The 26,858-nt window shown below is 59.8% G+C and carries 23 protein-coding genes and 1 pseudogene; 13 read left to right on the top strand and 11 right to left on the bottom strand.

Annotated features, from left to right (window positions below; genetic code table 11):
* The first annotated feature begins 145 nt into the window (after positions 1 to 145).
* A complete protein-coding gene (gene carB, locus FHT76_RS27420; RefSeq protein ID WP_183861126.1) occupies positions 146 to 3,643 on the top strand; it encodes a carbamoyl-phosphate synthase large subunit in 3,498 nt (1,165 codons plus the stop codon).
* A gap of 53 nt (positions 3,644 to 3,696) precedes the next feature.
* On the opposite strand, the gene FHT76_RS27415 is transcribed toward carB, so the two are convergent.
* Genes FHT76_RS27415 through FHT76_RS27405 form a run of 3 tightly spaced genes read right to left on the bottom strand, consistent with a single transcriptional unit; the run spans position 3,697 to position 7,480 of the window.
* Positions 3,697 to 4,728 (bottom strand): alpha/beta fold hydrolase, encoded by a 1,032-nt coding sequence (locus FHT76_RS27415; RefSeq protein WP_183861128.1) that lies wholly within the window; start codon positions 4,726 to 4,728, stop codon positions 3,697 to 3,699.
* 59 nt (positions 4,729 to 4,787) lie between these two features.
* A complete protein-coding gene (locus tag FHT76_RS27410; RefSeq protein ID WP_183861130.1) occupies positions 4,788 to 6,248 on the bottom strand; it encodes a UdgX family uracil-DNA binding protein in 1,461 nt (486 codons plus the stop codon).
* Positions 6,248 to 7,480 (bottom strand): putative DNA modification/repair radical SAM protein, encoded by a 1,233-nt coding sequence (locus FHT76_RS27405; protein WP_183861132.1) that lies wholly within the window; start codon positions 7,478 to 7,480, stop codon positions 6,248 to 6,250. The genes FHT76_RS27410 and FHT76_RS27405 overlap by 1 nt, the downstream gene beginning before the upstream one ends.
* 223 nt (positions 7,481 to 7,703) lie before the next feature.
* Between FHT76_RS27405 and greA the strand changes: the two genes are divergently transcribed.
* Positions 7,704 to 8,180: a transcription elongation factor GreA gene (gene greA, locus FHT76_RS27400; protein WP_018857193.1), complete on the top strand. Its 477-nt coding sequence runs from the start codon at positions 7,704 to 7,706 to the stop codon at positions 8,178 to 8,180.
* A 31-nt stretch (positions 8,181 to 8,211) separates the two neighbouring features.
* Positions 8,212 to 9,261, top strand: coding sequence for a glycosyltransferase family 4 protein (locus FHT76_RS27395; RefSeq protein ID WP_183861420.1), 1,050 nt, complete (start codon positions 8,212 to 8,214; stop codon positions 9,259 to 9,261).
* A 10-nt stretch (positions 9,262 to 9,271) separates the two neighbouring features.
* Here FHT76_RS27395 and FHT76_RS27390 read toward each other — a convergent pair whose 3' ends face one another.
* The 4 genes from FHT76_RS27390 to FHT76_RS27375 all read right to left on the bottom strand — a co-directional run bounded on the left by FHT76_RS27390 (position 9,272) and on the right by FHT76_RS27375 (position 12,704).
* Positions 9,272 to 10,294, bottom strand: a complete 1,023-nt coding sequence (locus FHT76_RS27390) for a glycosyltransferase (protein ID WP_183861134.1) — start codon at positions 10,292 to 10,294, stop codon at positions 9,272 to 9,274.
* A complete protein-coding gene (locus tag FHT76_RS27385; RefSeq protein ID WP_183861136.1) occupies positions 10,291 to 11,322 on the bottom strand; it encodes a glycosyltransferase in 1,032 nt (343 codons plus the stop codon). Before FHT76_RS27385 ends, FHT76_RS27390 begins: the two co-directional genes overlap by 4 nt.
* Positions 11,323 to 11,334: 12 nt before the next feature.
* Positions 11,335 to 12,144: a glycosyltransferase family 2 protein gene (locus FHT76_RS27380; RefSeq protein ID WP_183754256.1), complete on the bottom strand. Its 810-nt coding sequence runs from the start codon at positions 12,142 to 12,144 to the stop codon at positions 11,335 to 11,337.
* 92 nt (positions 12,145 to 12,236) lie between these two features.
* Positions 12,237 to 12,704 (bottom strand): Lrp/AsnC family transcriptional regulator, encoded by a 468-nt coding sequence (locus FHT76_RS27375; RefSeq protein ID WP_259129466.1) that lies wholly within the window; start codon positions 12,702 to 12,704, stop codon positions 12,237 to 12,239.
* Positions 12,705 to 12,938: 234 nt separating this feature from the next.
* On the opposite strand from FHT76_RS27375, the gene trxB reads away from it, so the two are divergent.
* From trxB to FHT76_RS27350, 5 genes are all read left to right on the top strand, one after another.
* Positions 12,939 to 13,913, top strand: a complete 975-nt coding sequence (trxB, locus tag FHT76_RS27370) for a thioredoxin-disulfide reductase (RefSeq protein ID WP_183754254.1) — start codon at positions 12,939 to 12,941, stop codon at positions 13,911 to 13,913.
* A gap of 23 nt (positions 13,914 to 13,936) precedes the next feature.
* Positions 13,937 to 14,833: a LysR family transcriptional regulator VtlR gene (locus FHT76_RS27365; protein WP_018857199.1), complete on the top strand. Its 897-nt coding sequence runs from the start codon at positions 13,937 to 13,939 to the stop codon at positions 14,831 to 14,833.
* Between the two features lie 540 nt (positions 14,834 to 15,373).
* On the top strand, positions 15,374 to 15,667 hold the full coding sequence (locus FHT76_RS27360; RefSeq protein ID WP_114713331.1) for a helix-turn-helix transcriptional regulator: 294 nt from the start codon (positions 15,374 to 15,376) through the stop codon (positions 15,665 to 15,667).
* Between the two features lie 199 nt (positions 15,668 to 15,866).
* Complete coding sequence (locus FHT76_RS27355; protein ID WP_183861140.1) at positions 15,867 to 16,991, top strand: alkene reductase; 1,125 nt, start codon at positions 15,867 to 15,869, stop codon at positions 16,989 to 16,991.
* Between the two features lie 72 nt (positions 16,992 to 17,063).
* Positions 17,064 to 17,867, top strand: coding sequence for an aminoglycoside phosphotransferase family protein (locus FHT76_RS27350; RefSeq protein WP_183861141.1), 804 nt, complete (start codon positions 17,064 to 17,066; stop codon positions 17,865 to 17,867).
* 25 nt (positions 17,868 to 17,892) lie between these two features.
* Here the strand turns inward: FHT76_RS27350 and FHT76_RS27345 are convergent, their stop codons facing one another.
* A complete protein-coding gene (locus FHT76_RS27345) occupies positions 17,893 to 18,903 on the bottom strand; it encodes an SDR family NAD(P)-dependent oxidoreductase (protein WP_183861143.1) in 1,011 nt (336 codons plus the stop codon).
* 94 nt (positions 18,904 to 18,997) lie between these two features.
* Between FHT76_RS27345 and FHT76_RS27340 the strand changes: the two genes are divergently transcribed.
* A complete protein-coding gene (locus FHT76_RS27340) occupies positions 18,998 to 19,909 on the top strand; it encodes a LysR family transcriptional regulator (RefSeq protein WP_183861145.1) in 912 nt (303 codons plus the stop codon).
* A 27-nt stretch (positions 19,910 to 19,936) separates the two neighbouring features.
* Here FHT76_RS27340 and FHT76_RS27335 read toward each other — a convergent pair whose 3' ends face one another.
* A complete protein-coding gene (locus FHT76_RS27335) occupies positions 19,937 to 20,218 on the bottom strand; it encodes a DUF2188 domain-containing protein (protein ID WP_016554668.1) in 282 nt (93 codons plus the stop codon).
* A 231-nt stretch (positions 20,219 to 20,449) separates the two neighbouring features.
* On the opposite strand from FHT76_RS27335, the gene FHT76_RS27330 reads away from it, so the two are divergent.
* Complete coding sequence (locus FHT76_RS27330; RefSeq protein ID WP_183861147.1) at positions 20,450 to 21,547, top strand: calcium:proton antiporter; 1,098 nt, start codon at positions 20,450 to 20,452, stop codon at positions 21,545 to 21,547.
* A 25-nt stretch (positions 21,548 to 21,572) separates the two neighbouring features.
* Here FHT76_RS27330 and FHT76_RS27325 read toward each other — a convergent pair whose 3' ends face one another.
* Positions 21,573 to 22,646: a GGDEF domain-containing protein gene (locus tag FHT76_RS27325; RefSeq protein WP_246712579.1), complete on the bottom strand. Its 1,074-nt coding sequence runs from the start codon at positions 22,644 to 22,646 to the stop codon at positions 21,573 to 21,575.
* A gap of 219 nt (positions 22,647 to 22,865) precedes the next feature.
* Entirely contained in the window at positions 22,866 to 24,068 is a 1,203-nt protein-coding gene (locus FHT76_RS27320) for a pyridoxal phosphate-dependent aminotransferase (RefSeq protein WP_183861151.1), read from the bottom strand.
* Between the two features lie 375 nt (positions 24,069 to 24,443).
* On the opposite strand from FHT76_RS27320, the pseudogene FHT76_RS27315 reads away from it, so the two are divergent.
* The 3 genes and pseudogenes from FHT76_RS27315 to FHT76_RS27305 form a co-directional block, all read left to right on the top strand.
* Positions 24,444 to 24,695 (top strand): annotated as a pseudogene (locus FHT76_RS27315) (marine proteobacterial sortase target protein); the annotation flags it as partial.
* Positions 24,696 to 24,868: 173 nt separating this feature from the next.
* Positions 24,869 to 25,651 (top strand): class GN sortase, encoded by a 783-nt coding sequence (locus tag FHT76_RS27310; protein ID WP_405049291.1) that lies wholly within the window; start codon positions 24,869 to 24,871, stop codon positions 25,649 to 25,651.
* A gap of 56 nt (positions 25,652 to 25,707) precedes the next feature.
* A complete protein-coding gene (locus FHT76_RS27305) occupies positions 25,708 to 26,856 on the top strand; it encodes a PQQ-dependent sugar dehydrogenase (protein WP_183861155.1) in 1,149 nt (382 codons plus the stop codon).
* Positions 26,857 to 26,858 lie beyond the last annotated feature (2 nt).

Below are 26,858 nucleotides of genomic sequence, written 5' to 3'. Positions count from 1 at the left end.
TCGATTCCGTAATTTATGGGGTTCCGTTTACAAATACATTTGCCTATAAGCCGCTTCTAGCCTGAAAAGACCATCATATGCGCGACCCGGCCGGTGCCTCCCACCCTGGCCGGCTTTCTGCGCAGCTAGGAAACGGAAAACGCCCATGCCGAAGCGCCAAGACCTCAAATCGATCCTCATCATCGGCGCAGGACCGATCGTCATTGGCCAGGCTTGCGAATTCGACTACTCCGGCACCCAGGCCTGCAAGGCGCTGAAGGAGGAAGGCTACCGCGTCATCCTCGTCAACTCCAACCCGGCCACGATCATGACCGACCCGGGTCTGGCCGACGCGACCTACGTCGAGCCGATCACCCCCGAAGTCGTCGCCAAGATCATCGCCAAGGAACGCCCCGACGCGCTGCTGCCGACCATGGGCGGTCAGACGGCACTGAACACCGCGCTCTCCCTGAAGCGCATGGGTGTGCTCGATCGCTACAATGTCGAGATGATCGGCGCCAAGCCCGCCGCCATCGACAAGGCCGAGGACCGCGCCCTCTTCCGCGAGGCGATGGAAAAGATCGGCCTCGAAACCCCGCGCTCGATGCTCGCCAACGCCACCGACATCAAGGATGCCGACCGCAAGACGCATGAAGCCGAGCGCAACAAGCTGAAGGAAAGCCTCTCCGGCCCAGATCAGGCAAAGGAGCTCGACAAGGCGCTCGACGAACTGGAAAACCAGTGGAACCTCGGCGAGACCGACCGCAAGCAGCGCTATATCAGCCACGCCATGGCGATTGCCGCCCAGGCGATCGACGTCGTCGGCCTGCCCGCCATCATCCGCCCCTCCTTCACCATGGGCGGCACCGGCGGCGGCATTGCCTATAACCGCTCGGAGTTCTTCGAGATCATCGGCGGCGGCCTCGACGCCTCGCCGACGACCGAAGTCCTGATCGAGGAATCGGTTCTCGGCTGGAAGGAATATGAAATGGAAGTCGTCCGCGACAAGGCGGACAACTGCATCATCATCTGCTCGATCGAAAACATCGATCCGATGGGCGTCCACACGGGCGATTCCATCACTGTCGCGCCGGCACTGACGCTGACCGACAAGGAATACCAGATGATGCGTAACGCCTCGATCGCGGTTCTGCGCGAGATCGGCGTCGAGACCGGCGGCTCGAACGTTCAGTTCGCCGTCAACCCGAAGGACGGCCGCCTCGTCGTCATCGAGATGAACCCGCGCGTCTCGCGCTCGTCGGCGCTGGCATCGAAGGCCACCGGCTTCCCGATCGCCAAGGTCGCCGCCAAGCTCGCCGTCGGTTACACGCTCGACGAACTCGACAACGACATCACCGGCGGCGCAACGCCTGCTTCGTTCGAACCGTCGATCGACTACGTCGTCACCAAGATCCCGCGCTTCGCATTCGAGAAGTTCCCGGGCGCCTCGCCGGTCCTGACCACCGCCATGAAGTCGGTCGGTGAAGTCATGGCGATCGGCCGCACCTTCGCGGAATCGCTGCAGAAGGCGCTGCGTGGCCTCGAAACCGGCCTCACCGGCCTCGACGAAATCGAAATCCCCGGTGTCGAGGAAGGCGAATCCAGCCAGAACGCCATCCGCGCTGCAATCGGCACGCCGACCCCGGATCGCCTGCGCATGGTTGCCCAGGCGCTGCGTCAGGGCATGAGCCCGGAAGAAGTCCACGAAGGCTGCAAGATCGACCCGTGGTTCATCGCCCAGTTCAAGGCGATCGTCGACATGGAAGCCCGCATCCGCGAGCATGGCCTGCCTGCAGATGCCACGAACCTGCGCACGCTGAAGGCCATGGGCTTCTCCGACGCCCGCCTCGCCACGCTGACGGGCAAGCGCCCGAAGGAAGTCGCCGAACTGCGCAACAGCCTGAACGTCCGCCCGGTCTTCAAGCGCATCGATACCTGCGCTGCCGAGTTCGCCTCGCCGACTGCCTACATGTACTCGACCTACGAAACGCCTTTCGTCGGGGAGCTTCGCTCTGAAGCCGAAGTCTCCGCCGCCAAGAAGGTCGTCATCCTCGGCGGTGGCCCGAACCGTATCGGCCAGGGCATCGAGTTCGACTATTGCTGCTGCCATGCCGCTTTCGCTCTCCGCGACGCCGGCTATGAAGCGATCATGATCAACTGCAACCCGGAAACGGTCTCGACGGACTACGACACGTCAGATCGCCTCTACTTTGAGCCGCTGACGGCCGAAGACGTGATCGAAATCCTGCGCGCGGAGCAGGAAAAGGGCGAAGTCGTCGGCGTCATCGTGCAGTTCGGCGGCCAGACCCCGCTGAAGCTCGCCGAAGCGCTCGAGAAGAACGGCATCCCGATCCTCGGCACTGCGCCTGATATGATCGACCTTGCCGAAGACCGCGACCGCTTCCAGAAGCTTCTGATCAAGCTCGACCTGACGCAGCCGAACAACGGCATCGCCTACTCCGTCGAGCAGGCCCGCCTGGTCGCCACCGAAATCGGCTTCCCGTTGGTCGTGCGTCCGTCCTACGTCCTCGGCGGCCGCGCCATGCAGATCATCCACGCCGAGAGCCAGCTGCAGACCTACCTGCTCGACACCGTTCCGGAACTGGTGCCTGAGGACATCAAGCAGCGCTACCCGAACGACAAGACCGGCCAGATCAACACCCTGCTCGGCAAGAACCCGCTGCTCTTCGACAGCTACCTGTCGAACGCCATCGAAGTCGACGTCGACTGCCTCTCCGACGGCAACGACGCCTTCATTGCTGGCATCATGGAGCACATCGAGGAAGCCGGCATTCACTCCGGTGATAGTGCCTGCTCGCTGCCTCCGCGCACGCTCTCGTCCGAAATGATCGACGAACTCGAGCGCCAGGCGAAGTCGATGGCCAAGGCGCTCAACGTCGTCGGGCTGATGAACGTCCAGTTCGCCATCAAGGACGGCACCGTCTACGTACTGGAAGTGAACCCGCGCGCCTCGCGTACCGTTCCCTTCGTCGCCAAGACCATCGGCGCCCCGATCGCCAAGATCGCCGCCCGCGCCATGGCCGGCGAGAAGCTCGATCCGCTCTTCGCCGCCTATGGTGAGAAGCCCGATCCGCGCAACCTGAAGCACATCGCCGTCAAGGAAGCCGTCTTCCCGTTCGCCCGCTTCCCCGGCGTCGACACGCTGCTCGGCCCGGAAATGCGCTCGACCGGCGAAGTCATCGGCCTCGACACCGACTTCGCGCTGGCCTTCGCCAAGTCGCAGCTCGGTGCCGGTGTCGAACTGCCGCGAGACGGAACGGTCTTCGTTTCGGTCCGTGATGCCGACAAACCGCGCGTCCTGCCGGCCATCCGCGTTCTCGTCGGCGAAGGCTTCAAGGTTTTGGCAACCGGCGGCACGCAGCGCTTCCTCGCCGAAAACGGTATCACGGCAACGAAGATCAATAAGGTCCTGGAAGGTCGTCCGCATATCGAGGACGCGATCCGTAACCGCCAGGTTCAGCTCGTGATCAACACGACCGACGGCAACAAGGCGATCTCGGACTCCAAGTCGCTTCGTCGCGCGACGCTGATGCAGAAGGTCCCTTACTACACCACGATGGCCGGCGCCGAGGCAGCCGCCCAAGCCATCAAGGCGCTGCGGGCCGGCAACCTCGAAGTTCGCCCCCTGCAAAGCTACTTCTGATAGGGAGGGCCGGCCATCGCGCCGGCCTTTCTTTTTTCGGACAACCAGAACCGCTAGATTCGCGCTCGCGCATCCTGTGCGTCCGCCTTGACGTTCCAGGCATCCTGAAATGCCGGTCGCGGCCGATCCTGCAAAATCAGCTTTCCTCCTTCTTCACGGCGCGTCGGAATGGCAAGGCGATCGATCGCACCCTCCAGCGTCATGGCAAGGTCGCGGGCAAAGACCCGATTGCCGATGTGCCACGAGTGGGTCCAAGAACCGATCTGCGGCTGCGAGGCGGGGTCAATCGTCTTGAAATATTCACCGCAGTTGACGTCCACCGCTTTGGTATTGACGTCCGCAGGAAGCCCAACGCGACCGACACGTGGGGCAACGCCAAGTCTTTTCGCGTTTGAGACGGCAAGGACCGAATCGAATGGGTTCGAGTAGTTGGTGAGCCGCATGATCCGACGGAACATCGGCTGGTTCCAGTCGCTGGCAAGCGACAGGCTGCTTGTGGAGACATCGCCGCCGATGAAGGCCACCTGACCGATGCGCCAGTCCGCCTTGAAGAGATCGCCATGCTTGTCCGACTGTGCAAAGGCATCCATGATCACGTAACAGCCGGTTGAATGACCCAGCAGATGCACATTGGTTTCACAGCCGGACTGCTGGCTCTGCTTCAGGAGCCGGATGCCCTTCGTCACGAGCTCACTCGCGACAGCCGCGGCATCCGATCGGTCTTCCAGATAGTTGAGTGTCTGGTTGTCGCTCGGCCAGTCGAAGGCCACGATCTCGCCATGCCAGCCTTCCGCGCGCAGATCGGCGCGAAGCTGCCGGATGCGCTTCAAGACAGTCGGGATGTCGTTGTTATAGCCATGCACGAAGATCAGCACATCGCCCCGCGGGCCGATCGAATTCGGGTTCTCGTCGCCATCCGCGAGCCCCTGCACCTCCGCGACCCAATCCTTGGCACTCGATACCGCCTGACGCGCATCGTAGCTGTCGAGCGTGGAAGGCACCTTCAGAAACTTTATCGGTCCAGGTTCGGCAATCAATGCATCGCCTGCACGCTTTCTGGCACTGATGATATAGTTGTCGCTCATCTTCCCCTCCTGCGCCAACCAGCCCATATCGCCTTAGGCGATCATATCAGCTTACAGATTCAACTCGAAGACGCCAATTCTGAACCGATGCGGGCAATATCGCTACGGAACCGTTCGACTTCCTGTTGCCGCAGGCCTTCATCCGGAAATCGCAGCAGAAAGGAGGGATGGACGGTGACGAACAACTGCCGACCGCCCTCAAGCGGTATGAACTCGCCTCGCGCATCCTCAAGCTTCTGTTGCCAACCCGTGAGCGCAAAGAGTGCCGTCGCCCCCATTGCGACCACCAGCTTCGGCTTGACCAGCTCCAATTCCCGGTCGAGCCACCAGCGGCAATGCTCTACCTCTCCCCGGTTCGGCTTTTGATGGATGCGCCGCTTGCCGCGCGGTTCATATTTGAAGTGCTTGACTGCGTTGGTGACATAAAGCTCCGCGCGATTCATGCCCGCTGCCAACAAGGCCTCGTCGAAAACCCTCCCCGCCGGACCGACAAACGGACGCCCGGCAAGATCCTCCTGGTCCCCAGGCTGCTCGCCAACAAACATGATTTCCGCGTCCTGCGGTCCCTCCCCGAAGACCGCCTGTGTCGCCTTGGCATGCAATGGGCAGCGGCTGCAGGCCGCCGCCTGTTCGCGAAGCGCCTCCCATGTCCCTTCAGCAGCAGATGGCGCAGTCGGCAGGTTCCGGGATGCCGCCTGAAGCTTGTCGTGGAAGGCAGGAGGCATCGTCGCCTCACGCCTGGCCATCGCCAGCACCCGCTGCTCGGCATTCGCGATGAGGTCGGGAATCAACTCCGCCTCGGGCATATTCTTCCAGTATTTCTTCGGCATCTCCGCCTGCATCGCCTTCACCTTCAGGCGCGCAGGATTGAAAATATTGGCAAAATAGGTCTTCCAAAGTTCATCGGCAGGATCGGTAAGGTCAGGTTTGGTGCAGGGCTCATCGCTGAGTGATAACCTCACGCCATCCCAGCTCGCCGAACCCTTTGGCGTCAGGATCATCCAGTCCATGTCGTTGAACCGGCGCTGAAAGAACGGCGCCTTGCGCGTGACGATGTGATGATCCGGCTCGAACCAGGCGAGAAACTTCCGCCTGCCATTCACGGAAATGCCGGATCCCACTTCCTTGAAGCGAAGGAAAGCCGTCATCTTGTGGGCATCGCGGCGAACGCTTTTTTCCATCAACCGCGCAACCGAAACGTCTTCGTCGGACGCCACCGATAGAAGCGACTTGTCGGACTGAAGCCGCCACAGCAGCCGATAGAGAAGAAAGAAGCGGACGGGATCGGAATGGCAAATCACCGCTGAAGCAAGATCAATAAACGCCGGAGGCACTGTCATCGACCGACTGCCGGACACGGGTTGCGGAGGCAATACGTCGCGCTCCCAGAAGAGCTGCTTCTCACCGCCTTCTTCACGCCATTCTATGTCCTCCGGTGCAATGCCGGCACAGGCCAGAGCGCGGGCGGCATTGCGCCATTCGTCGAATTCGCCCCTGCCCTTCAGAACCACGCGGCGCATCAGAGCAGCGTCAATTGCTCGGGCGGCGGCTCGAACATCGTCCGCAAATCCGCTCGATCCGCCAATTGACGTGGCGTCCAGCCCTCTGCCGTCACAAAAGCCTGCACTTTCTTGATCGAGACACCGAGTCTGGAGAGGTCGTCCAAACGCAGCCTCCGGAAGCGACGGGCCGAAAGGATCGCCTTCACCGTTTTGGTTCCGAGCCCCGGCACGCGAAGCAGCCGTTCTCGCTCCGCCTTGTTGACGTCGACTGGAAAGTCGGCCCGATGGCCGAGCGCCCATGCAAGCTTGGGATCGAGATTGAGATCCAGCATTCCGCCGGGCCGCGTCGCGGTGATCTCCTCGATCCCGAAACCGTAGAAGCGATACAGCCAGTCTGCTTGGTAAAGTCGGTGTTCACGCATCAGTGGCGGCTTGATCAGAGGCAGGTTCTTCGAGGAGTCCGGAATGGGACTGAAGGCGGAATAGTAGACCCGCTTCAGGCTATAGCTGCCATAGAGCTGCGCACTCGTCCCAAGGATCGTCGCATCGTTTGCCCCATCGGCACCAACAATCATTTGCGTGCTCTGACCGGCTGGAACAAAACGCTTGCGCGTCTTCGATTGGAGCGTCGGCTCGTCGGCCGCCTCTATCTTCAATCGCAGGTCCCCCATCGAACGGCGGATGTGTGAGGGCCTTTTTTCCGGCGCAAGGCGCGCAATGCCGCTGTCCGTCGGAAGCTCGATGTTCAACGACAGACGATCCGCGTAAAGCCCTGCCTCTTCAATGAGATGGGCCGATGCCTCCGGAATCGACTTGAGGTGTATATAACCGCGGAAGTCATGGGAGACGCGTAGTTCGTGAACGACACGGACCATTTGCTCCATCGTATGATCCGGGGAGCGGATGATGCCCGACGAGAGAAACAACCCCTCGATATAGTTGCGGCGATAGAATTCCAACGTCAGCCAAACCACTTCCTCCGGTGTGAAGCGCGCCCGTTCTACATTGCTGGAGGACCGATTGATGCAATACGCACAATCGTAAATGCAGAAGTTCGTCAGGAGGACTTTCAATAGCGATATGCAGCGTCCATCAGGCGCATAGGCGTGGCAGATGCCGGAACCCTCGGTGGAGCCAAGGCCGCCACTTTTCGCCGAATCGCGCTTTTGTGTTCCGCTGGAAGCGCAGGATGCGTCATATTTTGCTGCATCCGAGAGAATTGCCAATCGTTCTTTTAGAGACTTCCTCATCTTCATGTTCACTATATGTTCTTGCTCAAAAAGTCAATCGAGGTTGGTTTCCAGCCACTCCGACCGGCCTCCGGCCAGCGATACGAATTTTATGGAAATCAGCGGTGGCGATCTGCTATAACCGCAAAAGTTAGGATTGTTGCACGGTTCCGAGGTTCCCCCTCGGGACCTGTTTTCTTTTGTGTCCGCGGCTATGTGGATACAGGGAGTGAAGGACAAAAAAATGGTTGATAAGGTACCGATGACGCAGGGTGGTTTCGTCAAGCTGCAGGAAGAACTGCGCTGGCGTCAGCAGGAGGAGCGTCCCCGGATCATCGAGGCAATCGCCGAAGCCCGTGCGCATGGTGACCTCTCGGAAAACGCCGAATACCATGCTGCGAAGGAAGCTCAGAGCCACAACGAAGGCCGTATCAGCGAGCTCGAGGACCTGACCGCGCGTGCCGAGGTCATCGACCTGTCGAAGATGTCCGGCGACAAGATCAAGTTCGGCGCGAAGGTGAAGCTCGTCGACGAGGATACCGAAGAAGAAAAGACCTATCAGATCGTCGGCGATCAGGAAGCCGACGTTAAGGCGGGACGTATCTCCATCTCCTCCCCAATCGCGCGTGCGCTGATTGGCAAGGAAGTCGGCGACTCCATCGAAGTCAATGCGCCCGGTGGCTCCAAGGCCTACGAAGTCCTTTCCATTTCCTGGGGCTGATTGATCCGTGGACGGTCGAGGGCAGCCGGCTATCGCCAAGGTCAGTGACGTCGAGATTATTGCGCCTAACTTCAAGAAGCGGCTCTCCGGCGTCACGTCCACCATCATCCAGTTGATCCCGGTCCAGCGCGCACTCGGCGAGAAGATTGCAGCCCTTGGACCGGGTCTTCCGGCATCCTTGCCGCACATCCGTTTTCGTGACTTGCTGAAGCTATGGCGGGCGCCGCGCGGCAAGCGGTTTCGCATATGGCACGCCCGTCGCAACATCGAAATGCTGCCGGCCATCCTGATGCGCGATGTCTTGCGCATGCCGCTGAAGATCGTCTTCACCTCGGCGTCCCAGCGCCGCCACTCCGGCTGGACGAAATGGCTGATTTCGAAGATGGACGCGGTGATAGCAACCAGCGGCAAGACGGCGAATTATCTCGAAGTGCCGAGCACCGTCGTTCTCCACGGGATAGACACAACCCGCTTTTCGCCGGCAGATGATAGGGTAGCGGCCAAACGGCTGCTTGGTCTCGACGAGACGAAGAAGATCGCCGGCTGCTTCGGTCGCGTTCGCCATCAGAAGGGCACCGACCTTTTCGTCGACAGCATGATCCGTCTGCTCCCGTCCCGGCCCGACTGGGTCGCAATCGTTGCCGGACGCGCCACGGCACAACACGTCGAGTTTGAAAACGAACTGAAGGCGCGGGTTGCCTCTGCCGGCCTGTCCGATCGCCTACTATTCGTAGGCGAGCACACCAACATCAACGACTGGTATCGTGCACTCGATATGTTTGTCGCGCCACAACGCTGGGAAGGCTTCGGCCTGACGCCGCTCGAAGCGATGGCGACCGCCGTTCCCGTTGTCGCGACGGACGTCGGAGCCTTTCCGGAACTGCTGCTCACCGGTGACCAGGAAACCGGGATAATCATCCCGCGTGACGATCTCGATGAGATGGTACTGGCCGCTGCCCATTTCATGGATGACGACGCCCGTCGCCAAGAGGCTTCACTCCGCGCGAGGAACCACGCGATAAGCGCCTTCAGCATTGAAGGCGAGGCCCGGCGACTTGGCGCGGTCTACACGGCCCTATGACCGGGGGCCGTCAAGGCTTGCGCTTGAAGAGTTCAAGATAGGCGTCGGCAACAGCGCCTTCAGAAAACTGCCCCATCAACGTGTCCCGCCCACCGGCGGTCACCTTTGCCGCCAGCAAGGGATCATTGATCAAACGCTCAATGGCCTTCGAAAAACCGTCGGTGTCGCCGATCTCAACAAGAAGCCCGTTCTCGCCGTCCCTCATGAACCACGACGGCCCCTCTGAACGGCTGGAAACGACGGGTTTGCCCTGCGCCCAAGCCTCCAGAATGACGTTGCCAAGCGGCTCATGGTTCGAGGGCATGACGAAGATGTCGGCAGCCGCCACAAACGGCCGCGTGTCTTTCTGCCATCCGAGAAACCGCACCCGGTCCGTTACACCGAGATCTGATGCGACTTTTTTGACGTTTTCCAGTTCCTCGCCCTCGCCGGCGAGCCAGAGATAGACGCCCGGCAGCTTCGCCACCGCTGCCGTCAACAACGCGAACTCTTTCCGCGGCACGAAACGCCCCATGGACATGACGACGGGCGCGTCTCGTGGCGTGTCGAACGCGGCACGATCGACCGGGGCCACTTGCTCGGTTCTCGTGAAGTTCGAGATCACCTCAACTCTACGCGTCCAACCGATTTCGCGCACATGGTCGGCAATGCCGGGTGTGTTGCAGACGAGAATGTCGGAGTTCTTGAAATACTTCAGATCGGTCGGATAATCTCCCAACCTGGAGATCTTGATGCATCCCTTGTAGTTCGGCATCAATTCGCTCGCGCGTGGCGCCCAGGCCATGATTGCATCCGGCCGAAGCCGTCGCGCACCAAAGGCGACTTTCAGCGGCAACAGGATCCGATCCAGCGACACATTCCGAAAATTGCTTTCCACGATCGCGACCGAAGCCGGCATGTCCTTGCGCCAGATCCGGTTCGGTCGAATGACTGCGCTCTGCTCGACACCGCGCCGAGCCAGGGCGTTGACGAGGTGCACGAAGAACCGCTCGGCCCCGCCATCCTTGCCAAAGTGGAAATGCATCACCTTCACGGCGCACTTGTCCCCGTCTCGAACAAACGGATGTAGGCCTGCGTGATCGCTTCTTCGGAAAACCGGTTCTTAAGCGTCTCCTGACCGCCATCGATCAATGCGGTGCGCAGGTCGGGCTCATCACGAACGCGTGCGATCGCGTTCGCGAGACCGTCGACATCGCCGCAATCAACCATCAGGGCATCCTTGCCGTCTGTCATCACCCAGCTCGGGCCTTCGGCGCGAGAACCAATCGTCGGCTTGCCAGCGCCCCACCCTTCAAGGCATACATTGCCGAGTGGCTCGTGCAGCGACGTCACGGTGAATACATCGGCGGACGCAAGGTAGGCGTAGGCATTGGTCTGCCATCCCGCAAAGCGGACACGCTCCCGCAGGCCGAGTTCGTCGGTTAGCTTTTCAAGGTTTTCGCGCTCCGGCCCATCCCCCAGCAGCCACAGAAATGCGCCTTGCGTCTTTGCGATGGCCTTGATCAGCACATCGAAGCCCTTCCGCTTAACGAAGCGACCCATGCCGATGACGACGAAAGCTTCGGCGGGTGTTTGCAGTGCTTCCCGGGCAATCGGCTCGCTTGGGGTCGAGCGGGTAAAGTTTGCAATGACTTCCACGCCGCGCGTCCAGCCGAGTTCGCGCACGCGCTTGCCTATATCGGGTGTGATACAGACGAGCGTTTCGGAATTGCGATAGTAGCCGAGGTGCTCTGGATAATCACCGAGCCGCGAAATGCGTCGAGCGTTCTTGTACCGCGGCATGAAGCGGCTTGCGCGCAATTGCCACGACATGATCACGTCAGGCTGAAAATCGTTCAGGATAGCGCGCATGCGCGCCGACAAGATGAAGCGCGAGAGCGAAATGCGCCGGAACGTCCCCTCATAAACCTCACCACATTTTTCAATGTCCTTGCGCCAGCTGCGATCGGGACGAATGAGCGCGCGTTGCTCCACGCCACGATCGTGGAGCGCATTGACGAGGTTGACAAAGAAACGTTCAGCTCCGCCCTCCTTGCCGAAATGGATATGCATCACCTTCATCGCGATTGGACCTTAGTGCTTTCCTGCGTCGTCAAAGCTCGGATGCTTCTCGGCAGCCTTGCGCTGATACAACTTTGCCTGCGTGAGAAATGCGTAGACTGCACCGGTCATCGCCTCGACAAAGCCCGACTGTCCGCAGCGCCACAAACCGTTGTGAAAATAGAGACGCCAGAAATACAGCAGCGGGCTGAAAATCAGTCTGGCGAAGGTTGTGCCCTCGCCCAAGGCGAAGTGTTGATCGGCCTTCAACGTCGAGTACTTGTTCTCTTTGAGGATCTGTTCATCGATGACGAGTGGCCGGTAGTGAAGCAGACTCCCGGACGAGGCATCCTGAACCCGGCCGGTCGGCACGATACCTTCGTGCACGGTTTGCGTGAGGTCATAAGCGCCTCTGCCTTTGCGAACAAGCCGCAGATTCTTCCGCTCGTGGACATGCTCAGGCGTGTAGCCGTAGCCGATCAGATAGGGGCGACGCGCAACACGCCAGCCAACAACATCGTCTGGCGCGGCGATCAGTTCCGGCAAAAGCCTTCTCAGTGGCGCATCGAGCCGTTCATCGGAATCAATATTCAAGCGCCAGGGCTGCGTGCACTGATCGAGCGCAAATTGCTTCTGCCCGGCGTAGCCGCGCCACGCCTCGTGAAACAACCGGATCGGCCATCCCTTGTCGATATAGGATTGCAGCAAGGCAACGGTGCCATCCGTCGAGCCGGAGTCAACGACCACAATCTCCGCGCACTTGTCCAAGCTCTCGATGCAATTGCCGAGATACGCTTCTTCGTTCAAGCAAATGATGAACGCGGAAATAGGCAACTTGGTCATTGAACGATCTTCGTGTCTTCTTCCGCAGCAAACGGCTCACAAAGCGCCTTCAATAAGGCATAAGCCGCTCAATTCATAGAGCTTAGCTGCGCTCAGACTTCGACTAGGCCCACCCGCTTCACCTGTCGGATCGTCAGCATCGTTCGCACCGTGTCCACGTGCTCGTTTGCCGTCAGCACCTCGATAACGAAGTCCTGGAAACACGTCAGGTTCTCGGCAACGCAATGCAACAGGAAGTCGCTGTCGCCCGAAACCATCCAGGCCTGACGCACCAGCGGCCATTGCGCCGTCGCTGCCGCAAACGCCTTCAGGTTGGCTTCGGACTGATGCTTGAGCCCTACCATGCAGAAGGCGACAAGATCGAAGCCCAGCTTCGGGCTGTTCAGCATCGCGTGATAGCCTTCGATGACGCCGGTCTCTTCAAGCTTTCGCACGCGCCGCAGGCAAGGCGGCGCCGAAATGCCGACACGGTCGGCGAGATCGACATTGGTCATCCGCCCGTCTGCCTGCAACTCCCGCAGTATCTTTATATCGATGGCATCAAGTTCGGCGCGAAGCACAATCCTGCCCTTCCTTTAATTCATGATTGCCAGCTTCTATATAAAGCGGCGGAATTCGCAAGAAAGTTTCAGCTCGGCGACGGATTGTTGCACCGGCAGCCGAGAAAGCCTTGTTGGTAACGCAGGGCTGCCCTTGAATAAAAGCACTGGACGTTCATAAATGGCGAATGGATCGCGAAACGGCCGCATTCGCCACTTAGCCGCCGCCCTCCTGACAGTCGAAAGGAAATACCCATGTCCGCCCGCCACACCAAGGTGCTCATTATCGGCTCCGGCCCTGCCGGCTACACGGCTGCCGTCTATGCAGCCCGTGCAATGCTGAAGCCCGTTCTGATCGCCGGCCTCGATCAAGGCGGACAGCTGATGATCACCACCGACGTGGAAAATTATCCGGGCTTTGCCGATCCGATCCAGGGACCGTGGCTGATGGATCAGATGCTGCAGCAGGCAAAGCATGTCGGCGCCGAGATCGTCAATGACATCGTCACCGAAGTCGAGCTGAACCAGCGCCCGTTCGTGGCGCGCACCGATAGTGGTCAGGTCTGGACGGCTGATACGCTGATCATCGCAACCGGCGCCAAGGCAAAGTGGCTCGGCATCGAAAGCGAACAGCATTTCCAGGGCTTCGGCGTTTCCGCCTGCGCGACCTGCGACGGCTTCTTCTACCGCAACAAGAACGTGATTGTTGTCGGCGGCGGCAACAGTGCTGTCGAGGAAGCGCTGTACCTCTCCAACATCGCGAAGTCCGTGACGGTCGTTCACCGCCGCGACAGCTTCCGTTCGGAGAAAATCCTGCAGGAACGCCTGTTCTCGAAGGAAAACATCAAGGTGCTCTGGAACACCGAGGTCGCCGAGATCACCGGCACGCCGGCCAAGCCGCCGATGCCGCCGTCGGTTACGGGCGCTCGCCTGCGCGACACGCGCACGGGTGCGATCACCGAGGTTGCAGTCGACGGCGTCTTTGTGGCGATCGGCCATGCCCCGGCGACCGAACTCTTCAAGGGCAAGCTGAAGCTGAAGGACAATGGCTATCTGTGGACCGCCCCGGATTCGACCGCGACCAGCCTGGAAGGCGTTTATGCCGCCGGTGACGTGACCGACGACACCTTCCGCCAGGCGATCACAGCCGCGGGCCTGGGATGCATGGCTGCTCTTGAAGCCGAACGATATCTGACGGGCCACATGCCCGTTGCCGTGGCCGCGGAGTAGGATCGGCTATGAGGGGTGGGGGAATGCCATTGGATTGGGACAAGCTGCGTATCTTTCACGCAGCTGCCGAAGCGGGTTCGTTCACGCATGCGGCGGATAAACTGCATCTGTCCCAGTCCGCGATCAGTCGTCAGGTAAGCGCGCTTGAGCAGGATGTCGGTACCAAGCTCTTCCACCGCCATGCGCGCGGCCTGATCCTGACGGAACAGGGCGAACTGCTGTATCGCACGGCCCACGACGTGCTGCTGAAGCTCGAAACCGTGAAGATGCAGCTGACCGAAACGACGGAAACGCCGACAGGCAAGCTGCGCGTCACCACGACCGTCGGCCTCGGACAGGGCTGGCTGACGGACAAGATTCAGGAGTTCATGCAGCTCTATCCCGACGTCCAGATCCAGCTGATCCTCGACAACGAGGAGGTGGACGTCAACATGCGCTACGCAGATTGCGCCATCCGCCTGCGTCAGCCGGTGCAGTCCGACCTCATCCAGCGTAAACTGTTCACCGTTCACATGCACGTCTACGCGGCGCCTTCCTATATTAACCGCCATGGCGAGCCGCAGACCGTCGAAGACCTCGACAACCATCGCATCATCACATTCGGCGAGCCGGCACCGAGCTACCTGCTCGACGTCAACTGGCTTGAAGTCGCCGGGCGCTCGTCGGACAACAAGCGAATCCCGCATCTGCAGATCAATAGCCAAACCTCGATCAAGCGCGCCTGCCTGCTCGGCATGGGCGTCGCGTGCATGCCCGACTACATCGTCGGACGTGACCCTGGCTTGATCCAGCTACCGATCAATGCGGACGTGCCGTCCTTCGATACCTACTTCTGCTATCCGGACGAAATGAAGAATGCGGCCAAGCTGAAGGCCTTCCGCGACTTCATCGTCAGCAAGGCGCGCAACTGGAACTTCTAGTTGCCTCCATCAGAAATACAAGCCGTGCAACCTATGCATGTCTGGCATGCATAAATCGGGGTTGCCGTTTGCTCATTAAAACACCATATCGCACATAGCTGATGCAGACGGTGGCTTTTCCTCCCAGTTCCACCGCATTAGCTGTTCCCCTCTGGAGGTTTTGACCTTCACACCTATAAGGGCCCCGATCTTTCGGTGGCCCTCTTTTTTTGCCCGATTTTTTCGCACTGCAGCAGAAAATTGTGCAGCGCATAGCAGGCATGCGCAAACATGCATTGTAATCTGCCTCTCAAAGCATCATATCCAATTCAGCTGATGCATTTCGTGGCTTCTCTCCCAGTGCCACCGCGTTAGCTGTTCCCCTCTGGAGGTTTATTGACCTTCATACCTTAAAGGGCCCCGATCTTTCGGTGGCCCTCTTTTTTTGCCCAAAATCTAGCCACATCGCGAAAGTCCGCATCTCACGCCGTCGTGACTTGCATATCGGAAATTGCCGATCCATATATCGCTTAGAAACGATTTATAATTCGAATAACGACGATGGAAAAAGACGAGATATTGAAGGCAATCGCTCATCCTACGCGGATGGAAATCCTCAACTGGTTGAAGAATCCCGAAGAGCACTTCACCTCGCAGGAGCATCCGTTTGAGATGGGCGTGTGCGCCAGTCAGTTCGAGCGCTGCGGTCTCTCACAGTCGACAGTCTCGGCGCATCTCGGGACATTGAGCCGCGCGGGTCTCGTGACGACACGGCGCGTTGGCCAGTGGATCTTTTACAAGCGCAATGAGGAGACTATCGCGGCATTCCTGAAGCAACTTGCCATGGACCTGTAAAGATGCCGTCGGCTTCCTGGCCTTCCGCCTCCGGCAGATTGGCGTCCGGTTGGGCAAAACAGCACCCGGACGACGTCAGCAGGCCGTGTCTCCATTTCACGTCAGCGATGCTCCCCGCGACCGATACCACCCTCACCCCATCCTCCGCCGAATAGCACCCGCTTCGGCCAAGTGATCTTCCCACTGAGAAAGGACCTACATGAGCAAGCTTTTCGAACCCGCCAAGGTTGGCGATATTTCCGTTAGGAATCACATCGTGATGGCGCCGCTGACGCGCAACCGATCGCCGGGCGCGATCCCGAATGATCTCAACGTCGAGTATTACCGTCAGCGTGCCACGGCCGGCCTCATTATCACTGAGGCAACCGCAATCACCCATCAAGGTCAGGGCTATGCCGACGTTCCGGGCCTTTACAAAGAGGAAGCACTCGACGGGTGGAAGCGTGTCACCGATGCTGTCCACGCCGCGGGGGGCAAGATCGTCGTGCAGATGTGGCATGTCGGCCGTATCTCGCACACGACACTGCAGCCGAACGGCGGCAAGCCCGTCTCCTCTACCAACCGCATTGCCAAGGCCAAGACCTACCTGGTCAGTAACGACGGCTCCGGCGCGTTTGCCGATACCTCCGAGCCGCGCGCCCTCGAAACCTCGGAAATTCCGGGTATCGTTGAAGATTATCGCAAAGCGGCGCGTGCCGCGATCGACGCTGGCTTCGACGGTGTCGAAATTCACGGCGCAAACGGCTACCTGCTCGATCAATTCCTGCGTGACGGTGTGAACGACCGCAACGACCAGTATGGCGGCTCGATCGAAAACAGGGCGCGCTTCACTTTTGAAGTGGTAGATGCCGTGACCAAGGAAATCGGTGCCGGCCGCACCGCAATCCGCATTTCGCCGGTCACGCCTTCAGGAGAAAGCTACGATTCTGCCCCCCAGGTCCTCTTCACCCATGTCGTCGAGGGTCTGGCAAGATATGATCTCGCCTATATCCACGTCATCGAAGGCCAGACGGGCGGTGATCGCGATTTCATGCAGGGCACAAACCCCGCCTTCGACTATGCAGCTCTGCGCCAGACTTACGAGAAGGCTGGCGGCAAGGCGAACTGGATGGTCAACAACGGCTATGACCGGGAAATGGCGATCGATGCCGTCGAGAGCGGCCGCGCCGATCTTGTCGCTTTCGGCAAACCGTTCATCGCCAATCCGGATTTGGTCGAACGCCTGGAAAAGAACCTGCCGCTGAACGCGCCGCAACAGGCAACCTTCTACGGTGGTGGGCCACAAGGTTACATCGACTACCCCGTGGTGGAAAAAGCCGCCTAACCTCAAGAGCATGATGTGGGATCCCGCCGTAGGCGGGATTTCCTTTTCTCCTGACGCCGTTAGGATGCGGCCATGTTCGAATCCCATCTCGACCGCTGGCGACTGACCGTCGACGGTGAACCGATCATCACCCATTCCAGCCACCTGTTGCCGGTCCTCTGGGACGGAAAACCTGCGATGCTGAAACTCTCCCGGGATGAAGCCGAGCGAGCCGGCGGCGCCCTGATGCAGTGGTGGGATGGCATCGGCGCTGCCAAGGTCTACGCACACGACGGCGAGGCCGTTCTGCTCGAGCGAGCAATGGGCAGTCAGTCACTGCTGGCAATGGCAATGGACGGCGCCGACGATGCGGCAACCCGCATCATGTGCTGCACCGTCGCCAGGCTTCATGCGCCACGCAGGCAGGCATTGCCAAAGCTCATTCCGCTAGCCCGCTGGTTTCGCGAGCTGGAACCGGCTGCCCGAGCTCACGGGGGCACATTGGCCCACTGCCACAGGGTTGCTGAAAGCCTGCTTGCCGACGCCACAGATCCCGTCGTCCTCCACGGCGACATTCACCACAGCAACATCCTCGATTTCAAACAGCACGGCTGGCTAGCGATCGACCCCAAGGGCCTCATCGGTGAACGCGGCTTTGACTATGCCAATATCTTTGCCAACGAAGACCTTCCGACAATAACCGCTCCCGACCGCCTACAGCGACAACTCCGGATCGTCGCGAGCGAGGCTGGCCTAGAGCCAAAGCGCTTGTTGCAATGGATCGCAGCCTATTCCGGCCTGTCGGCGGCCTGGTTCCTCGGCGATGGATCGACGGCGCAGGCCAAAAGTCCTCTCGCCGTCGCACGTATTGCACTGACCGAACTGCAGCAGAGTTAGACGATCAACGCAACCCGGATGGGTCCTAATGCCCCGCTTGCACCGAAACACGCGCTTGGACTTCCGCCCCTATTGAGCGGAGGCAACCGAGCGAAACCAGCGAGGCATGAACAGCTTCGTCGATGGGCGTATGCGGCTCGCTGCCGAGCTCGGCGACCAATCGTTCATTCGACATCCGCAACGGCTCCCGCCAGAGATAGCGCATCTCTTTCAACTCTTGCATGAAGGTGATGAACGGCGCCGACAGCGGTACGATCCACCACGGAAAGGTGCGCGTCTTTATCTTGTTGCCGGCCACCCGGTTAATCGCGGCGGCCATCTGGCCGCCATCAGCATCCCAGAAGCCGTCCATGTGATAAACCGCAAAGGATGGCAGGCGATCGCCACGTTCGACGAGACGGATCATCGTCTCCGCAACGTCGGGCAGATAGGCCCATTGATGCCCGATACCACGTCGCGCCGGATTCTTGACTGTGTGCACCGGCTTGCCCGGTGTGACCATCCCTTGCGAGAACCAGCTATTTGCTGCCCCCGGTCCGAAGAAATCGCCGGCGCGGACAATGATGACCGGCACCCCGGTCCGCGAGGCAGCCTCCAGACGTCGCTCCATTTCGACGCGGATCGCTCCCTTCTTCGTCACAGGATGCTGTGGGCTGTCTTCCCGGAGAATGGGAAAGGCATCTGGTCCGAAATTATAGACTGTTCCTGGCAAGACGATGCGGGCGCCGACCGAGCGGGCGGCAGCGATCGCGTTGTCAAGCATCGGGAGAACCAGCTTCTCCCAGTTGCGATAACCCGGTGGATTGACGGCGTGGATGATAAGGCTGACGCCTTGCGCGGCCGTCATGAGATCGGCAGCCTTCATCGCATCGCCCTGGATCCACTCGAAGTTCGGCACCGTCGCGCGCGCCCTGGCTGAATGCCGGTTCAGCGCCCGCACCCGCCAGCCACGTGCGGCGAGCTTGCGTGCGACTTCGCCGCCAATTCCGCCGGTCGCGCCCAGCACCAGGGCAACTTGTTTGTTCTGCTCCGCCATGATGATCTCCGTCATTTTTCAACTGACCGGATCATGCCGACATTCCAACATAAACGAAATTGACGAAATTCGTGCTATCACTATACATAAATCCATGAACAGGGAACCCGACTGGCATTTCTACCGAACCTTGCTTGCCGTTCTCGAATACGGATCGCTTTCGGCAGCAGCCCGCAATCTGGGCCTCACGCAGCCGACGGTTGGACGGCACATCGATGCTCTCGAGGAGGCAATCGCCTCACAACTCTTCGTCCGCTCGCCGAACGGTCTGTTGCCCACCGACGCAGCCCTTGAATTGAAGCCTTACGCCGAAGCCTTGGCCGCAACATCGGCCGCGCTGCTGCGCACGGCATCGGGACATCGGGAGCGAGTTGCCGGCACTGTCCGGATAAGTGCCAGCGAAGTGATCGGCGTGGAAGTGCTTCCGAACATTCTTGCACCGCTCGTCGCGGCTTATCCCGACCTCAACATCGAACTCTCTGCATCGGATGCCATCGAGGACCTTCTTACCCGCGAGGCAGACATTGCCGTTCGGATGGCGCAGCCGACCCAGGATCAGCTTGTCGCCCGCCACATAGGGGAGATACCGCTGGGCTTCCACGCCCACCGTCGCTATCTCGAGCAACACGGAGTGCCGCAGGAGATATCAGACCTAACACGACACCGCCTCGTCGGCTTCGACCGCCCGACGGCCTACATCAGAGCCATGATAGCGCGCTTTCCCATTCCTGAGGGGCTCACCTTCGCCTTCAAGAGCGACAACCCGCTTGCGCAAATCTCTGCTATTCGCGCCGGCATCGGGATAGGAATTTGCCAGGCGGGGCTCGGTGCCAGGGACCCGGATCTTTTGCCCGTCCTGCCGGAGCATTTCCGCATACCGCTCGACACATGGGTCGTCATGCACGAGGGAACGAAGACAGCACGCCGCTACCGCGTCACGTTCGACGCGCTCGTAGACGGCCTGCTGAACTACGTGGGAGAAACGGCGCGCAAGCGCCAGCGCTGATCATCGCAGTGGCGATCAGGCACCATGTCATGCGCGCGGCGAGGTTTCGCTGGAATGGCTTTTCCATGTGCCGTCGACCACCTCGGTCTCCGGCCGGTCCCCGCCTTCGGCGTACTCCTCATGCCATTTTCCCTTGTCATCCTGCCAGCTGATTTCTGCGGAATCACCGCCGACCTGCTGTTCGGCCGCGACAATACGGGCTGCTTCGAGCGCTTCGGAGTGTGTCGGGAATGCTTCGGAATACACACCACCCAACCGGTAGGCCCAGCCCCCGTCGTGAGGCACGACCTCGTAGACCACCTTGACCATGCATTTCACTCCTCTTCTTCTTGTTCGCGCTCCAATGCTGACCGGATTGCATCCAGTTCTGCGCGGGCCGCGTTGCAAGAGACGAGTGGGCGCCGCGATATGCTTCCGGCTGACCGATGCGTTAGTATTCCATTAAATTCTCAAGACTGCAAACGCACTGGCCACCATGCTCGCTTGCCATGCAAAATCATCGCTTTAGACTTCTTGGATGAATCAAAGTCGGAGCTTTTCGTGCAAATCGTGTCGCGACTGAAAGACGAAATGTTCCTGGTGTTGGCAATGGCCGTCGCCGTCGTCGCGTATTTCTCGGAACATACGGTCCTTGAGATGGGGCGCGGCATGTCGCTGATCGCGGCCGTAGCGCTTGTTGCCACGATCGTCGTCGCCTCCGTTCGCGTCGCCCATCATGCCGAGATCCTGGCAATCAAGGTCGGCGATCCCTACGGGACGATGATCCTGACGCTGTCGGCGGTTGCCGTAGAGGTGATCATCCTCGCGATCATGATGAGCGGCGAAAGCTCCCCTACCCTCGTTCGCGATACGATCTACGCTGCCCTCATGCTCGACATCAACGGCATTCTCGGCCTCGCCGCTCTGCTCGGCGGCTTGAAGCACGGCGAGCAACCCTACAACGACAATTCTGGCAAAACCTACGGCGTCATGATCCTCACCGCCATGGGCATCTCGATGATCGTTCCGGAATTCGTGCCCGACGACAAATGGCACTATTATTCCGCCTTCACCATCGTGGCGATGATCGCGCTCTACGGCTTGTTCCTCCGTATGCAAGTCGGTCAGCACAGCTACTTCTTCAGCTATGCCTACCCGCGGGGCGAGCGGAAGAAGACGGACGCCGAGGAACACTCGGCCGAAGACTCCACGATGGTCTCGATTGCAACAATCCTGATCGGCGTCGTCATCATCGGCCTCCTAGCGGAATTCATGTCGACTTTGATGACGGAAGGCTTGCGAGACACCGGCGCCCCAGTCGCGCTTACCGCCATCGTTGTGGCTGCGATTTCGGCGGCCCCCGAAATCCTCACGGCGCTGCGCGCCGCTTTGCGCAACCGCATGCAGGCGACCGTGAACATCGCCATGGGCGCCTCGCTATCGACCGTCATCCTGACGGTCCCTGTCATGGAGGCGATCGCCCTCTACACCGGCCAGCCTTTCATCATGGCGATGACGCCGGTACAGACGGTTATGGTGGCGATTACGCTGATTGCGGCGGCGATCAATCTCAACGACGGCGAAACCAACGCCATCGAAGGCATGACGCACTTCATTCTTTTCGCGACGTTCCTGATGCTAACGGCACTCGGTCTCTGAACGAACGCGGCGAAACAGCAGATCGTCAGGCGGCGGCACGAATGCCTGGCTCGAACAGAACGGCACGATCGCGCCCAGAATCCTTCGCCGCGTAGAGTGCTGCGTCAGCCATCTTGAAGAGGTCGGCCAAGGAGGTTTGGCTTTCCTCTACAGCAGCAACGCCGATGCTCACCGTAAACGATATCCGCTCACCGCCACACGCGACGACAAGGTCGTGCGCGGCTTTGCGGAGGTTCTCCGCCGTCATCAGCGCTTCATTTGCGGTCGTGTTTGGCAGGTACACGCCGAACTCTTCTCCACCCAGCCGGCCGAAGCTGTCGCCCGGTCGCATGGTGCGGCTAATCGCGTCTGCAAACGATACAAGAACCGCGTCGCCGGCGTCGTGACCGAAGCGGTCGTTCACTTGCTTGAAGAAATCGAGGTCGATCAGCAGCAGCGCATTGCCCGCGAGCATGGTGCGCGGCATCCGCGACATGAACCAGCGGCGGTTGCCAATGCCGGTCAGCATGTCCGTTTCGGCAACACGCCGCAACTCTGCTTCCGTTCGCTCCGTGACAAGGATGATGACGAACAGCGCGACCGCGAATTGGGTCATTATCCGCAAGAAGAAAGCCCATATCGGTGTCATCGGTGCCACGTCAGGGACAAGGAGGCCAACGACCACCATCAATGCCAGTAGCCCGCCTAAACCGATCGAGGCGGCGAGCAGTATCCGCGCTGGCAACCGCTCACGTTCGCCATCCCTCAGTATGCAAGCGGCAGACACCGTTAGCGACGCAAAAGCAAAGCCGTTGCCGATGCTTCCGCGCATGTAACTTGTGACGTGAAATTGCGTCGCCAGCGCCACAACGGCCGCCACGGCCGGAATGGCAAGGGACGCCCAATCCATGCGCCGCAATTTGCCGCTGCTCAGCCGGCGAATGCCTATCCAGAAGAGCGCGTAGCCGGTCATGCCAAGAACAATACTGCCGAAACCCCAAACAGGAACCGACAGCAGATGCTGCTCGCCCAATCCGGCCAGGGTCGAGGCTAGCGCAAGCGCAAAATAACTAGCCGCGAGTGCTCCTAGGCCTTCGCCATTCCGCGATTGGATACGCATGTAAACAAAGCAGACAGCACCGACCAGAAAGGAACATTGGTGCAAAAGGAGAACAGTCGCCAAATCGAGATGGATGATCATGATCCCGAAAACATGAGAGCCAAGGAAGTTGGCCCGACACATAAGCGACAGTTGTTAGCGAAGACTGAATTGCCGGCCTGCAAAAAAGAACCCGCCGTTTCCGGCGGGTCGATATTCATCAACGCTCAGATCGGAGCCTTACTTGCAAGCCCCGCAGAAGCGCTGGATGCGCTTGCAGGCCTCCTCAAGCAGCGCTTCCGAAGTCGCGTAGGAGATGCGGAAGTTGGGGCCGAGGCCGAAGGCCGAGCCATGAACGACGGCAACACCTTCGCTTTCCAGCAACTCCGAAACGAAGTCTTCGTCGGTCTCGATCACCTTGCCTGACGGTGCTGTTTTGCCGATCAGGCCGGCGCAGGACGGATAAACGTAGAAGGCGCCTTCCGGCGACGGGCATGTGATGCCCTTGGCCTGATTCAGCATCGACACGACGAGATCACGGCGGCCTTCGAAGATCTTCTTGTTCACAGGGATGAAATCCTGCGTCCCGTTCAGCGCTTCGACAGCGGCCCACTGGGCGATCGAGGTCGCACCGGAGGTCTGTTGGCCCTGGATCATGTCCATCGCCTTGATCAGCTGGATCGGGCCTGCTGCGTAGCCGATACGCCAGCCGGTCATCGCGTAAGCCTTGGAAACGCCGTTCATGGTCAGCGTGCGATCGTAGAGCTTCGGCTCGACTTCGACAGGCGTGACGAACTTGAAGTCGCCATAGGTCAGGTGCTCGTACATGTCGTCCGTCAGCACCCAGACATGCGGATGCGTCATCAGCACGTCCGTCAGAGCCTTCAGTTCGTCATGCGTATAGGCAGCACCCGATGGGTTGGACGGCGAGTTGAAGATGAACCACTTCGTCTTCGGCGTGATTGCCTTGTCGAGATCGGCAGCCTGGAGCTTGAAGTTGTTTTCCTGCGTCGCCGAGACGATTACGGGGGTGCCACCGCACAGCGCCACCATCTCCGGGTAGGACACCCAGTATGGCGCCGGAATGACGACTTCATCGCCCGGGTTCAGCGTCGCCATGAACGCGTTGAAGAGAATCTGCTTGCCACCGGTGCCGACGATCGTCTGCTCCCAGGAGTATTCCAGGCCGTTCTCGCGCTTGAACTTCGCGGCGATCGCCTTGCGCAGCTCAGGGATACCGGAAACCGGCGTGTACTTCGTCTCGCCGCGGTTGATCGCGTCGATAGCGGCCTTCTTGATATTGTCGGGCGTATCGAAATCCGGCTCGCCGGCACCCAACCCGATTACATCGCGCCCTTTCGCTTTCAGCTCGCGCGCTTTCTGGGAAACGGCGATGGTGGCTGAAGGCTTCACACGGGAAAGAGCATCGGCAAGAAAGGCCATGATATCGGTCCTATACGGTTGATTTGGACAGAAGGCCGGGGACCGGAATTCTGCGCTAAGCTCTATGTCCAATGTAAGCAGGCATTTCAAGCGCAAAGGCGTGATGGTGCCGATGATTCTTCGTGATCAGTCAGCTCATAAAATTGCCGATTCGCGACATCATCCCCTCAGCCTGCTGAATCATTTTGCGAAGGAGTTGATTCAGTTTCTGAAGGGAGTCGGATTTACGCCCTGAAATCAAAAACTTCGGCATTTACGCGCCTTGCCACGAATTGGCCGCAACAAATGCCGCGGCATGCCGCAATTCGGTCGCGAGCGCGCCGAGATCGAAGCCGCATTTTGTTGCATCCGACATTGGTTATTGAGGGCATACCCATGTTTCTGGAAGACGAGTTCGTCATAAGGCGCCTCCGCGCCCGCCGCGTATCCATCTCATTGCTGGTTGCATTCGTGGCTTTCACCGCGTCGATCCTTATGACGTTCGGGCTCGTCACGACGGTTTATGCCGAAGAAAGCCAGCAGAAGGTCGAGCAACTCGCCGGACTCGTTCGACCGAACGACGTGAACAGCGGCTCCCTCCTCTTTCCCGCCAAGGAGCCCGGTTTCTTCGTTGAGGCCCCGCGCCTGGCAGCCGGGCTGATCGCTCAGAAGTCCACATCGGTAAATCTGCCGCAAACGGCAACACGCGCCGATGAGCAGATCCTGCGAGGGATCGTCATGCTTCTCACCGCACTCATTGCGGCAAGCGGGCTTGCCATCTGGCGCCGCCGCGTGCGCGGCATCTTTGCAGGAGCCAAATCATGACGCGGATGACCTCGCGAGCCGGAATGCGAAATTATGAAGCGGACGAGTTCGGCCCGCTTCCGACCTATCTCGAGCTCGCCATGGCAACAGCGGCAGCGACCGCTTACGATGTGACGAGCGAGCAAAAAAGCCGCACGCTGCTGTCTCGTCTTTCTTTGGTCGAAAAGGCCATTGCCGTCAGCATCGCAGTTCTCGCGCTCTATGGAACGGCGTTGGTTGCCGACGGGCTCTACATCAAGGCCAAGGCCGAACTGTCGCAACTCCTCCTGAAGCGCGCCTTTGCCGCCGAGCTTCGCGGAGAAGACACCAAACCCTGGCCCTGGGCGGATTTCACGACCGAGGCAGAGGTGACCGCGCCGCGCCTCGGCAAGCATGCCATTGTCCTTTCCGGAGCTTCCGGAGAGGCGTTGGCTTTCGGTCCCGCTTGGCTCGCCAATACGCCCCAACCCGGCGATGAGGGAACCTCCGTCATCGCCGCCCATCGTGACACGCACTTCCGTTGGCTAAGGGATGTCAAACCGGGCGACGAAATCGAGGTCACACGGCGCGACGGCAAAGTCCTGACCTTCAAGGCAGGCGAAGGCCGCGTCGTGCCCTGGGATCAGAGCGGCATCGACCCGGCAGCACAGGGCCGTCATCTCGTGCTTGCGACCTGCTGGCCTTTCGGCGCCACGGAACGCGGACCGTTGCGTTATATCGTCGAGGCCGAACTCGTCGATCCGCAGTCGACGGGCGCGATATCATCGACAAACACAAAGGCGTTATCCCAAGCAGAGTGAGGTTGAAGCAGGTGCACGGCGCACCACGTTGACGGGGACAGGCAATGGGACGGACGATGACAACATCTGCAAAGCTTCAATTCGGATTTCTTCTCGCAACAGTGCTCTTTGCCGCCTCCTCGGGCCTCTCGGCTGAGACCGTCAAGACGAAAGCGGTCGAGGTGCAGGTCGATACGATTGCAACAGGGTTTGAGCACCCCTGGGCAGTAGAGGTACTTCCCGATGGCTCGTATCTCGTCACCGAGCGACCGGGGCGACTGCGCATCGTCCGTGACGGCAAGCTCTCTGCCCCCATTGCCGGCGTCCCTGAGGTCAGCGCCCGCAGCCAAGGCGGCTTGATGGACGTTGCGCTCGCGCCTGATTTCGCAACAAGCCGAAAGGTATTCCTGACGGCTGCGACAAGAGCCAAAGGCGGCTCTGGCACGGAGGTGTTCAGTGCCACGCTGTCAAAAGACGGCACAAGGCTGAATGACGTCAAATCCATCTTCGCGATGAAGCGCTTCACAAGCGGCAATATCCAATACGGCGCCCGCATCGCCTTCGCCAAGGACGGCTCGCTGTTCATCAGCATCGGTGACCGCGGCGACCGGGATCGTTCCCAGGACTGGAAGGATGACGCCGGCTCCATCATCCACCTCAATGCGGATGGCAGCATTCCCGATGACAATCCCTTCAAGGATGGCGTCAAGGCGCTCCCGGAAATCTGGTCGAAAGGCCACCGCAATCCGCAGGGCATCGCTTTTGATGCCGCCGACGGCAAGCTTTACACCGTTGAGCACGGCGCCCGCGGCGGTGATGAGATCAACGCCATCGAGCCGGGCAAGAACTATGGCTGGCCAATCATCACCTATGGCCGCGACTATTCAGGAGCGGAGATCGGCGAAGGCACTGCCAAGGAAGGACTGGAGCAACCGCTTTATTATTGGGACCCGTCCATAGCGCCGGGCGCCTTGGCAATTTATCGCGGCAAGATGTTTCCCGAATGGGACGGCAACTTTCTGGTCGCCGCGCTGAAATTCCAGCTGCTTTCGCGAATGCAGCGCGACGGTACCGGCGCTTTCGTCGCCGAGGAGCGAATGTTCGACGGTTCCTATGGCCGGATGCGGGATGTGGTCGTTGCCCCCGACGGCGCTTTGTTGATCCTTACGGACGAGGACGATGGTTCTTTGCTGAGAATCTCGCGAGCGCCAGCCAACAATGGCTAGTG

The organism is Rhizobium sp. BK176, from assembly GCF_024808055.1.
This window is presented reverse-complemented; position numbering and strand designations above follow the sequence as displayed.

Coding starts and splice junctions, on each gene's coding strand:
- carB (WP_183861126.1), top strand. CDS start 146: ATGCCGAAGCGCCAAGACCTCAAATCGATCCTCATCATCGGCGCAGGA.
- FHT76_RS27320 (WP_183861151.1), bottom strand. CDS start 24,068: ATGGCCTTTCTTGCCGATGCTCTTTCCCGTGTGAAGCCTTCAGCCACC.
- FHT76_RS27310 (WP_405049291.1), top strand. CDS start 24,869: ATGACGCGGATGACCTCGCGAGCCGGAATGCGAAATTATGAAGCGGAC.
- FHT76_RS27335 (WP_016554668.1), bottom strand. CDS start 20,218: ATGGTCAAGGTGGTCTACGAGGTCGTGCCTCACGACGGGGGCTGGGCC.
- FHT76_RS27350 (WP_183861141.1), top strand. CDS start 17,064: ATGTTCGAATCCCATCTCGACCGCTGGCGACTGACCGTCGACGGTGAA.
- FHT76_RS27345 (WP_183861143.1), bottom strand. CDS start 18,903: ATGGCGGAGCAGAACAAACAAGTTGCCCTGGTGCTGGGCGCGACCGGC.
- FHT76_RS27405 (WP_183861132.1), bottom strand. CDS start 7,480: ATGAGGAAGTCTCTAAAAGAACGATTGGCAATTCTCTCGGATGCAGCA.
- FHT76_RS27305 (WP_183861155.1), top strand. CDS start 25,708: ATGACAACATCTGCAAAGCTTCAATTCGGATTTCTTCTCGCAACAGTG.
- trxB (WP_183754254.1), top strand. CDS start 12,939: ATGTCCGCCCGCCACACCAAGGTGCTCATTATCGGCTCCGGCCCTGCC.
- FHT76_RS27385 (WP_183861136.1), bottom strand. CDS start 11,322: ATGAAGGTGATGCATATCCATTTCGGCAAGGAGGGCGGAGCTGAACGT.
- FHT76_RS27380 (WP_183754256.1), bottom strand. CDS start 12,144: ATGACCAAGTTGCCTATTTCCGCGTTCATCATTTGCTTGAACGAAGAA.
- FHT76_RS27360 (WP_114713331.1), top strand. CDS start 15,374: ATGGAAAAAGACGAGATATTGAAGGCAATCGCTCATCCTACGCGGATG.
- FHT76_RS27340 (WP_183861145.1), top strand. CDS start 18,998: ATGAACAGGGAACCCGACTGGCATTTCTACCGAACCTTGCTTGCCGTT.
- FHT76_RS27415 (WP_183861128.1), bottom strand. CDS start 4,728: ATGAGCGACAACTATATCATCAGTGCCAGAAAGCGTGCAGGCGATGCA.
- FHT76_RS27355 (WP_183861140.1), top strand. CDS start 15,867: ATGAGCAAGCTTTTCGAACCCGCCAAGGTTGGCGATATTTCCGTTAGG.
- FHT76_RS27365 (WP_018857199.1), top strand. CDS start 13,937: ATGCCATTGGATTGGGACAAGCTGCGTATCTTTCACGCAGCTGCCGAA.
- greA (WP_018857193.1), top strand. CDS start 7,704: ATGGTTGATAAGGTACCGATGACGCAGGGTGGTTTCGTCAAGCTGCAG.
- FHT76_RS27410 (WP_183861130.1), bottom strand. CDS start 6,248: ATGCGCCGCGTGGTTCTGAAGGGCAGGGGCGAATTCGACGAATGGCGC.
- FHT76_RS27325 (WP_246712579.1), bottom strand. CDS start 22,646: ATGCGTATCCAATCGCGGAATGGCGAAGGCCTAGGAGCACTCGCGGCT.